We start from the raw sequence: 9,979 nt of genomic DNA on the forward strand, positions 1-9,979 counted from the left end.
GGCCCTGCGCTTCGCTCCGGGCCACGAAGCCCGAAACTGCGGCTCCGCCGCTCTCCGCGCTGCGCGCGTCGATCACTGGGGTGGGGGTGGGTCGGGGGCGCTGACGCGCCGGTGGGGGGTCACCGGCCGAATCTTGTCCACGGCGCGTCCCGGGAATATCCGCGGGGCGCAAACCATTGGAAGTTAGCGAGAGTAAAGAGTTAAGCTAAGAAACGTGTCCCCGTCCGAACCCGACCGTGCCACGGTGGCAGCCCTCCGTGCCTCGGTGCTGAAGCTCTCCCGTCGCCTGCGCAACCAGCGGGCCGACGAGACCCTGAGCCCCACCCAACTCTCCGTGTTGACCGTGCTCGTCGTGCGCGGCGCCATGACTCCGGGCGAACTCGCCCGGCAGGAAAAGGTGCAGCCGCCGTCGATGACGCGGGTGATCGCCGGCCTGGAGGAGCGCGGCCTGGTGCGCCGTGAGCCGCACGCCGACGACCGCAGGCAGGTCGTGGTCTCCGCGACCGAGCCCGCCGCCGCGGTGGTGGAGGAGAACCGCAGGCTGGGCAACGCCTGGCTGGCGGAACACCTGGCCCGGCTCACGCCCGAGGAGAACGAGGCGTTGCGCGCGGCCCTGCCGGTGCTGGAGAAGCTGGCGCAGGCCTAGGGCCTGCCGCCCGGGAGTCCGGCGCCCCGCGTCGCGGTTCGGTTCAGGGACGGATGTTCATCCGGCCTCGGCCGAACGTACGACGAAAGGGGAGCCCGTGGCGGCGACAGCCGGCACCTTCTCATCACTACGAAACCGCAACTTCCGGCTGTTCGCCGCCGGTCAGACCGTGTCGAACACGGGCACGTGGATGCAGCGCATCGCGCAGGACTGGCTCGTGCTCAAGCTCACCGGCAGCGCGACCGCGCTCGGCGTGACCACCGGGCTGCAATTCCTGCCCATGCTGCTGTTCGGCCTGTGGGGCGGCGTGATCGCGGACCGCTACCGCAAGCGCCTGCTGCTGATCGGTACGCAGACCGTGATGGGTCTGCTCGCCGCCGTGATGGCGGTCCTGGTGTTGAGCGACGCCGTCCAGGTGTGGCACGTGTGGCTGCTCGCGTTCGGTCTCGGCATGGCCACCGCGGTGGACAACCCCGCGCGCCAGGCGTTCGTGATCGAGATGGTCGGCCGCAAGGACCTGGCCAACGCGGTCAGCCTGAACTCGGCCAACTTCCAGCTCGCCCGGATCGTCGGCCCCGCCGTCGGCGGTCTGCTGATCACCGCGATCGGCACCGGGTGGGTGTTCGCGGTCAACGCGGTGTCCTACATCGCGGTGCTGCTGGGCCTGTTGGCCATGCGCGAGTCCGAGCTGCGCACGATGCCGGTGGTGCCGCGCGAGAAGGGCCAGCTCCGCGAGGGGCTGCGCTATGTGCGCGACCGTCCGGACCTGCTGGTGGCGATCGCGCTGGTCGGCTTCATCGGCACCTTCGGCTACAACTTCGCGGTCACCCTCGCGGCCTTCTCCAACGACGTCTTCCACGCCGGACCCGGCTCGTTCGGGCTGCTGAACACGGTGTTCGCGGTCGGCTCGCTGGCGGGCGCGCTGTTCGCCGCCAAGCGCGGCCGCACCCGGTTGCGGGTCCTGGTCGGCGCCGCGATCGTGTTCGGCCTGCTGGAGACGATCGCCGCGCTGATGCCCGGCTACTGGAGCTTCGCCCTGCTCCTGGTGCCGATCGGGATCGCCGGGCTGACCTTCAACACGGCGGCCAACTCGACCGTGCAACTGGGCAGCGACCCGGCGATGCGGGGGCGGGTGATGGGCATCTACATGCTCGTGTTCATGGGCGGCACCCCGCTGGGCGGTCCGCTGACGGGTTGGCTGGCGGAGAGTTTCGGTCCGCGTACGGGGTTGTTCGTGGGCGGCCTGATCTCGCTGGCCGCGGCGCTCGTGGTCGGCGCGCTGCTCGCCCGGCACGCCGGGATCCGGCTGCGGCCGAGCACGGTGGTGCGCGCGATGAGGCCGGCGGCGCCGGCCGTCCCGGCGACACGGTCGGAGTTCGGTAATCCCGTGGTCAAGATCTGACACAGCGTCAGCACAGGTGTGCGATACACCTTTTCTTGACGAGGGATTCACGCCCTGGGGTGACCCAGGCCATCGACACGTCACCCGGAACGCTGGAATCCTTGAACGATGGACTACGTGCGGTTCCAGCACCTGTTCCAGGCGGAGGGTCTCCGCTTGGGCCAGGCGGCCGTCACGGACATGGACGCGCCGGTACCGTCCTGTCCCGGTTGGACGGTCGCCGACGTCGTGCGACATTCCGTGCTCATGTACAACAGCGCCACCGGGCAACTGCGCCCGGAGCACCGCCCGGTCGCGGGCGGCGCGAACAAGGGGGAACTGCTCGACACCTACACCCGGGCGCACACGGCGCTCGTGACCGAGATGGCCCGACGGGACCCGCTCGACCCGATCGAGGGGGAGGACCTCGAACCCGGCGTCGCGGAGGGCGTGGAGAGCGGGGGACCCGACCCGGGCACCGCCGGCTTCCTGATCCGCCGGATGGCGCGCGAGGCCGCCGTGCACCGCGCCGACATCGAGATGGCCGTCGGCACCCCGGGACCGCTGGACGCCCAGCAGGCCCTGGACGGGATCGACGAGGTGCTGGGGGTACTGCTCCCGGCGCACTACGACGGCGGCGCCAAGGACGGCGCGAGCGGGCGCACGATCGGCGTGCACAGCAACCGACACCACTGGCGGCTGACCATGCATCGCTCCGGCGTGAGCATGTCCCGCGACCAGGGGTTCACGGACGCGGCGGTCACCGGCGAGCCCGCCGAACTGCTGCTCTACCTGTGGGGCCGCAGGCCCGGCTCGGTCGTCTCGCAGACCGGCGACCGCACCGTGCTGACCGCCTTCCGCCGCCGTCTGGCGGCCTCGATGGTCTGACCCGCGAGCGCGGGCGCCCGACCGGAATTCGGTCGCGCGCCCGCGCCGCGTAGGCTTTGGGGCGTGAATCCCCGCACCAGAACCCGCGTAGTCACGGCCACCCTGGCCCTCCTGCTCATCGCCGTGATCATCGGCGCGCTCATGCGCTGACGCGTCCGCGCCCACGTGCCGACGCGGGCGCGCGGCCGAGCGCGGGCGCGGGTGCGCGGGAGAACTCCGGAGCCGGGCCGGCCCCGGGAACGCGGGTCAGTGCGGGTTGCCCGCCGCGCGGGCCGCGCGGACCCGATCGGCGGCGATCCGGACCAGCGTCGCGTTGCCCGGGACCCGGCGGCCCTCCGGGTCCAGGAGGGTGTCCTCCAGCCCGATCCGGGTGTCGAGCCCGGCCGCGATCGCGGCGTCCAGGACCGGCCACGCGGACTCGTTCGCGCCGTGCAGCAGACGCGGCACGCCGATGTCGTGCCGGTCCAGGACGGTCAGGATGCGTCCCGCCTCGTCCAGCGCGCCCACCGGATCGGCGCGTTCGACCTCGACCAGGATCCGGGTGCACACCGCGGCCAGGTCCCGCTCGACCAGCAGTTCCGCGTCGGCCTCGGTCCACACCCCCGCCTCGACCCCCACGCCCAAGTGCGCGAGCGCGTGGGCGAGTTCGACCGAGCCCTGCTCGGACAGGTTGACCGAGGCCAGGTCGGGCAACACCCGCCAGGCCCGCACCGCGGCCAGCCGGGCGTCCGGGTCCGCCTCGATCCACGCGCCCGTGCTCACCCCGATCGGCACGCCCGGGGCCGCGCCCCGGATCGCCCGGACCACCGCCGCGATCACGTCCGGCGCCAGGCTCTCCCGACCGTCGCGCCCGCGCGGGTGCACATGCACGATGGACGCGCCCGAGGCCACCGCGGCCCGACTGTCCGCGGCGATCTGCGCCGGTGTCAGCGGAAGCGCCGGGTGCTCCTCGGGGCGCCGTGTGCCGTTCAGACATGCCTTGACAAGTGTCATGGAAGACTCCGGATGCCGACGCCCACGAAGCTCCCATCCCATCCCCGACACACGGCAAACCGCAATGGATTCGGCCGAGCTGTCGCAAAGTGGTCCCGGCCCGACGGGGATCGGGGCCGGCCGGCAGGCTGGACCCATGACAGGACGGGACGGGTGAAGCGCGTGGGAAAGGGCCGGATGCGCGGCCTCGGCGCCCTGACGGCGGCCGTCGCCCTGGTGGTGGCGGTACCGGCGTCGGCGGCGGCCGATTCGGACGTGTTGTTGACCATCAAGGACGAGCGCGTCACCGAGTCCAGCGGCCTGGTGGCCAGCGCCCAGCACCCGGACGTCTACTGGACGCACAACGACAGCTCCGACGCGCCCAGGATCTACGCGATCGGCAAGGACGGCGCCACCAAGGCGACCATCACGCTGTCCGGTGTGGACGCGCGGGACTGGGAGGCGATCACGGTCGGCAAGGACGACGCGGGCAAGCCCGCGCTGTTCGTCGGCGACATCGGCGACAACCTGCACGGCAAGTGGCCCGAGGTGTGGATCTACCGCTTCGCCGAGCCCGCGACGCTGGCCGACGCGACGGTCAAGCCGACCAAATTCCGGGTCAAGTACGACAACGGCCCGCGCGACGCCGAGGCGCTGCTGCTGGACCCGCGCACGAACAAGCTCTACATCGCGAGCAAGGAGGCCGAGGGCGGCCTGTACGAGCAGCCCGAGCAGCTCTCCGCGACCGGGATCAACACCTTCAAGCGGATCGCCGCCGGCGGCTCGACGGTGACCGACGGCGCGTTCGCGCCGGACGGGTCGCGGTTCGTGCTGCGCGGCTACTTCTCCGCCACCGTGTTCGCCGCGCCGGGCAAGGAGTTGGCCGGGGTCTCCGTGCCGATCCAGCGCCAGGGCGAGTCGGTCGCGTGGAGCCGGGACGGCAAGGACCTGCTGTTCGGCAGCGAGGGCAAGGGCAGCCAGGTGCGCCGGGTCGAGCTCGAGGGCGACAACCGGCCGGATTCGGTGCGCACCGCGTCCGGTGCCAAGCCCGGAGCCGAGTCGGCCGGCGGCACCACCTCCGCGGACGCGGGCACGAGCGCCGACGACGAGGGCGGCGGCGATTCCGGGATGGACAAGGCCAGGACGTACGGCCCGGGTGTGCTGGCCGTGGTCGGCCTGGCGGTGCTCTTCTTCGCGTATCGCCGCCTCGGCGGCCGGAACCGGGCCTGATCGCCGAAGGGCCGCCGCCCCGGGACCGGTTCGGTCCGGGGCGGCGGCCCCTCAGCCGCCGCGAACGCGGATCAGAGCTGCTCGATCACGTAGTCGACGCACGCGGTCAGCGCCTCGACGTCGGCCGGCTCGACGGCCGGGAACATCGCCACCCGGAGCTGGTTGCGGCCCAGCTTGCGGTAGGGCTCGGTGTCCACGATGCCGTTCGCGCGCAGCACCTTGGCCACCGCCGCCGCGTCCACCGAGTCGGCGAAGTCGATCGTGCCGACCACCTGCGAGCGGGCCGCGGGGTCGGTCACGAACGGGCTCGCGTACGAGGACTTCTCGGCCCACCCGTACAGCCGGCCCGACGAGTCGGCGGTGCGTGCGACGGCCCAGTCCAGGCCGCCCTGCCCGTTGATCCACTCGAGCTGGTCGGCGAGCAGGAACAGCGTGCTCAGCGCCGGCGTGTTGTAGGTCTGGTCCTTGACCGAGTTGTCGATCGCGGTGGCCAGGTCGAAGAACGGCGGGATGTAGCGGTCCGACGCGGCGATCCGCTGCGCGCGCTCCAGCGCGGCCGGCGAGAACGCGGCGAGCCACAGACCGCCGTCGGCGGCGAAGTTCTTCTGCGGCGCGAAGTAGTACACGTCGGTCTCGGCCGCGTCCACCGGCAGCCCGCCCGCCGCGGAGGTCGCGTCGACCAGCACCAGCGAGCCCGCGTCGGCGCCGGCCGGCCGGGCGATCGGCATCGCGACACCGGTCGAGGTCTCGTTGTGGGTCAGGGCGTACACGTCCACGCCCGCCTCGGCCCGCGGCAGCGGGTGCGTGCCCGGCTCCGACTTGATCACCGTCGGCTCCTCCAGCCACGGCGCGGCCTTGACCGACGTGGCGAACTTGGAGGAGAACTCGCCGAACGACAGGTGCTGGGACTTGCGCTCGACCAGGCCGAACGCGGCGATGTCCCAGAAGGCGGTGGCGCCGCCGTTGCCCAGGACCACCTCGTAGCCCTCGGGCAGGGAGAACAGGCTGCCGACACCTTCGCGAACCCGGCGCACCAGGTTCTTCACCGGCGCCTGCCGGTGCGAGGTGCCCAGGAGAGAGGTACCGGTCGCCGCGAGAGCGGCGAGTGCCTCGGGACGTACCTTGGACGGGCCCGAACCGAACCGGCCGTCGGCGGGCATGAGCGCTGCGGGAATCTGGATCTCGGCCACGCGGAGAGCGTAGTCGTGTCCGATTCGTGGGTGATGTGTATTCCGCACAATGAGACGATCGCGCCCGGCATGTGGCACGGGGGCGTCTCGACGGGTGGGCGACACGCGCCCGGCGGCGGGCGATTCCCGGCCGGGCGGGCGCGACGAGTGAGGATGGCGTGGTGACGGCACAGCTCGGGGACCTCGAAGACGCGCTGCGGGCGCGGGTGCGCGGAGAGGTCCGGTTCGACCCGCAGGCCCGCGCGCTGCACTCGATGGACGCCTCCAACCACCGCAAGGTGCCACCGGGGGTGGTCGCCCCGCTGGACGCCGAGGACGTGCTCGCGGCGCTCGCGGTGTGCCACGAGCGCGGCGTGCCGGTGACCGTGCGCGGCGGCGGCACCAGCATCGCCGGCCAGGCCACCGGCAACGGCCTGGTGCTCGACCTGGCCCGGCACCTGAACCGCATCCACGCCGTGGACCCGACCACCCGCGTCGCGCACGTCGAGCCCGGCGTGGTGCTCGACGACCTGCGCCGCGCGGCCGGCCGGTACGGGCTCACCTTCGGCCCGGACCCCTCCACACACAGCCGCTGCACGCTCGGCGGCATGATCGGCAACGACGCCTGCGGGTCGCACTCGGTCGCCTGGGGCCGGACGAGCGCGAACGTCGAATGGCTGGACGTCGCGACCATGGACGGCACCCGGATGCGGGTCGGCCGGGATCAGGCGGTGCCCACCACCGGCCGGGCCGCCGGGATCCACGCCGCGCTCACCGACCTCGCCGACGCCAACCTGGCGCTGATCCGGCGAGGCTTCCCGGCCCTGCCGCGCCGGGTCTCCGGCTACGCCCTGGATCGACTGCTGCCCGAGCACGGTCGCGACCTGGCCCGGGCCCTGGTCGGCACCGAGGGAACCTGCGTCGTGGTGCTCGGGGCCGGCCTGCGCCTGGTCGAGGCGCCCAAGGCGCGCGCCCTGGCGGTGCTCGGCTTCCCGGACGACTTCGCCGCGGCCGACGCGGCGCCCGGTCTGCTGCCGCACGGCCCGCTGACCGTGGAGAGCCTGAGCGCGGGCCTGGTCGCGTCGGCCGCGTCCGCGCGCGACGTGGAACTGCCGCCGGGCGCGGCCTGGTTGTTCGTCGAGGTCGGCGCGGACACGGTCGCCGAGGCGAAGGAGCGCGCACACGCGCTGGCCGGCTCCGGACCGGCGCGGGTGGTCACCGATCCGGCGGGGCAGCGCGCGCTGTGGCGGATCCGCGAGGAGGCGTCCGGCACCGCGACCCGGATGCCCGACGGCTCGGAGGCGTGGCCGGGCTGGGAGGACACCGCGGTACCGCCCGAGCGGCTCGGCGCGTACCTGCGCGCGCTGGCCGCGCTGATGGACCGGCACGACCTGCGCGGGCTGCCCTACGGGCACTTCGGCGAGGGCTGCGTGCACATCCGGATCGACTTCGACCTGCTCACCACGCGCGGCGTCGCGGCGTATCGGGCGTTCTCGTCCGACCTGGCGGACCTGGTGGTCGCGCACGGCGGCTCGCTCTCCGGGGAACACGGCGACGGACAGGCCCGGGCCGAGTTCCTGCCCCGGATGTACGGACCGGAGATCGTCGAACTGTTCGGCGCGTTCAAGGCGATCTGGGACCCGGCGGGGCTGTTGAACCCGGGCATCGTGGTTCGTCCACACCCTGTGGACGGCAATCTGCGGTTCGCCGGGATGCGCACACCCGTGTCGGTCGAGTTCGGCTATCCGGCCGACGGCGGCGACTTCGCCGCGGCCGTACGGCGCTGCGTGGGGGTGGGCAAGTGCCGCGAGTCGGCCGACACCTCCTCCGGCGGCGTGATGTGCCCGTCGTACCGGGTCACCGGCGAGGAGGCGCACTCGACGCGCGGGCGGGCCCGGCTGCTGCACGAGATGCTGATCGGCGAGGTGATCACCGACGGGTGGCGCTCCACCGAGGTCCGCGACGCGCTCGACCTGTGCCTGTCCTGCAAGGGCTGCCGCAGCGACTGTCCGGTGGACGTGGACATGGCCACCTACAAGGCCGAGTTCCTGTATCACCACTACCGGGGCCGGCTGCGGCCGGCGGCGCACTACGCGCTGGGCAACCTGCCGCTGGTGGCGCGCGCGGTGGGTGCGGTGCCGGGCCTGGCGGGCCTGGCCAACGCGGCGGCCAGGGTGCCGGCGCTGCGGAGTGCGGCGCTCGGCCTGGCCGGGCTCGACCGGACCCGGGAAATCCCGCCGTTCGCACCCGAGCCGTTCACCCGGTGGTGGCGCGATCGGCCGCGGGTGAGCGGGAGTTCGCGCCGTCGGGTGGTGTTGTGGCCGGACACCTTCAGCAACCGGTTCCGGCCCGAGGTCGGGCGCGCGGCGGTCGAGGTGCTGGAGGCGGCCGGGCTGGAGGTGGTGGTGCCACCGGGGTCGGTGTGCTGCGGCCTGACCTGGGTCTCGACCGGGCAACTGGACATCGCGCGAAGGGTGATGGCCCGTACGGTGCGCACCCTGCGGCCGGCGATCGAGGCCGGGCTGCCGATCGTCGGTCTGGAACCGTCCTGCGCCGCGTCGCTGCGCACCGACGTACCCGAGCTGCTCGGCCGGTCGGCGCACGGCCTGGCCGACTCGGTCAAGACCTTCGCGCAGACGCTGGAGGAGTACGCGCCGCACTGGGCGCCGCCGGTGCTCGATCGTGAGGTGACCGGCCAACTGCACTGCCACCAGCACGCGGTGCTGGGCGACGCGGCCGACCGGCGGTTGCGCGCCCGGGCCGGGTTGACCGGCGAACTCGCCGGCGGTTGTTGCGGGTTGGCGGGCAACTTCGGCTACGAGGCGGCGCACGCGGAGGTGTCGCGGGCGGTCGCGGCGGACCGGCTGCTGCCGGCGCTCGCGGCCGCCGGACCGGACGCGGTGACCCTGGCCGACGGCTTCGGTTGCCGCACCCAGATCACCCATGTGAGCGACCGCCGCCCGGTGCACCTGGCCGAACTCCTGGCCGCCGCGCTGCCGCCGGCCCCGGCCCCGGTGGCGCGGCCGTGACGTCACCCGTCCGCGCGGCACCGGGAATAGCCGGTGGGCGATCGCGACTTGGCACCGGACATGACCGACACAGCGTTCAACCCGCGCACGCTCCTCGCCGAAAGCCGCCTCGGGGTCCTCGCCACGATCAAGTCGGACGGCCGCCCCCAGCTCTCCCCCGTGATGCCGTTCTACGACGGGGAGGCCGGTGTCCTCTACGTCTCGATGACCGAGGGCCGCGCCAAGACGGCGAACCTGCGCCGCGACCCGCGCGCGGCCCTGGAGGTCACCAGCCCCGACGGTCGCTCCTGGGCCACGGCCGAGGGCACGGTGACCCTCGTCGGACCGGGCACCGATCCCCGGGGCCCGGAGGTCGAGGCGCTCGTGGACTACTACCGCCGCGCCGCCGGGGAGCACCCGGACTGGGCCGAATACCGCTCCGTGATGGTCGCCGATCGCCGGGTGCTGATGACGATGGCCGTCGACCACGTCTACGGCGCCGACATCGGCTGAACGCCCGACGGCCGGGGCCCGCGCGCGAACCACACGCGCGGCGGCCCCGGCCCCGTGCTCCGGGCCCGATCTAGACCCAATACCGGTGTTTTAGGTCTTTCTGCGGCGGGTTGGGGTGGTGCGGGTCGGTCCGACGAGCGTGACGTCGGGTGGGTTCGGTGGGGGTGTGCTG

At 73.2% G+C, this 9,979-nt stretch carries 8 protein-coding genes; 6 read left to right on the top strand and 2 right to left on the bottom strand.

Annotation, left to right across the window (positions count from 1 at the left end; all coding sequences use genetic code 11):
- Positions 1-244: 244 nt before the first annotated feature.
- From ACWCPW_RS50775 to ACWCPW_RS50785, 3 genes are all read left to right on the top strand, one after another.
- Positions 245-646 carry a MarR family winged helix-turn-helix transcriptional regulator gene (locus ACWCPW_RS50775; protein ID WP_395873381.1) on the top strand — a complete coding sequence of 134 codons (402 nt, stop codon included), beginning with the start codon at positions 245-247 and terminating at the stop codon, positions 644-646.
- 97 nt (positions 647-743) lie between these two features.
- Positions 744-2,048 (top strand): MFS transporter, encoded by a 1,305-nt coding sequence (locus tag ACWCPW_RS50780; RefSeq protein ID WP_449768468.1) that lies wholly within the window; start codon positions 744-746, stop codon positions 2,046-2,048.
- A 108-nt stretch (positions 2,049-2,156) separates the two neighbouring features.
- Positions 2,157-2,915 (top strand): maleylpyruvate isomerase family mycothiol-dependent enzyme, encoded by a 759-nt coding sequence (locus ACWCPW_RS50785; RefSeq protein ID WP_449768469.1) that lies wholly within the window; start codon positions 2,157-2,159, stop codon positions 2,913-2,915.
- A 246-nt stretch (positions 2,916-3,161) separates the two neighbouring features.
- On the opposite strand, the gene ACWCPW_RS50790 is transcribed toward ACWCPW_RS50785, so the two are convergent.
- The gene (locus tag ACWCPW_RS50790; RefSeq protein WP_449768470.1) at positions 3,162-3,908 is read right to left on the bottom strand and encodes a 3-keto-5-aminohexanoate cleavage protein; all 747 of its coding nucleotides are present in this window, start codon (positions 3,906-3,908) and stop codon (positions 3,162-3,164) included.
- A 153-nt stretch (positions 3,909-4,061) separates the two neighbouring features.
- Here ACWCPW_RS50790 and ACWCPW_RS50795 point away from each other — a divergent pair, with 153 nt between their 5' ends.
- Positions 4,062-5,117, top strand: a complete 1,056-nt coding sequence (locus ACWCPW_RS50795) for a hypothetical protein (protein ID WP_449768471.1) — start codon at positions 4,062-4,064, stop codon at positions 5,115-5,117.
- Between the two features lie 71 nt (positions 5,118-5,188).
- Here the strand turns inward: ACWCPW_RS50795 and serC are convergent, their stop codons facing one another.
- Positions 5,189-6,307, bottom strand: a complete 1,119-nt coding sequence (serC, locus tag ACWCPW_RS50800; protein ID WP_449768472.1) for a phosphoserine transaminase — start codon at positions 6,305-6,307, stop codon at positions 5,189-5,191.
- Positions 6,308-6,465: 158 nt separating this feature from the next.
- On the opposite strand from serC, the gene ACWCPW_RS50805 reads away from it, so the two are divergent.
- Both ACWCPW_RS50805 and ACWCPW_RS50810 read left to right on the top strand, forming a co-directional pair.
- The gene (locus ACWCPW_RS50805) at positions 6,466-9,315 is read left to right on the top strand and encodes an FAD-binding and (Fe-S)-binding domain-containing protein (RefSeq protein ID WP_449768473.1); all 2,850 of its coding nucleotides are present in this window, start codon (positions 6,466-6,468) and stop codon (positions 9,313-9,315) included.
- Between the two features lie 60 nt (positions 9,316-9,375).
- Positions 9,376-9,807: a PPOX class F420-dependent oxidoreductase gene (locus ACWCPW_RS50810; protein ID WP_449768474.1), complete on the top strand. Its 432-nt coding sequence runs from the start codon at positions 9,376-9,378 to the stop codon at positions 9,805-9,807.
- The last annotated feature ends 172 nt before the right edge of the window (positions 9,808-9,979 follow it).

Source organism: Embleya sp. NPDC001921 (genome assembly GCF_053594475.1).

Excerpts from the sequence above, each read along its gene's own strand:
- ACWCPW_RS50785 (WP_449768469.1), top strand. The coding sequence starts at position 2,157 with ATGGACTACGTGCGGTTCCAGCACCTGTTCCAGGCGGAGGGTCTCCGC.
- ACWCPW_RS50790 (WP_449768470.1), bottom strand. The coding sequence starts at position 3,908 with ATGACACTTGTCAAGGCATGTCTGAACGGCACACGGCGCCCCGAGGAG.
- ACWCPW_RS50810 (WP_449768474.1), top strand. The coding sequence starts at position 9,376 with ATGACCGACACAGCGTTCAACCCGCGCACGCTCCTCGCCGAAAGCCGC.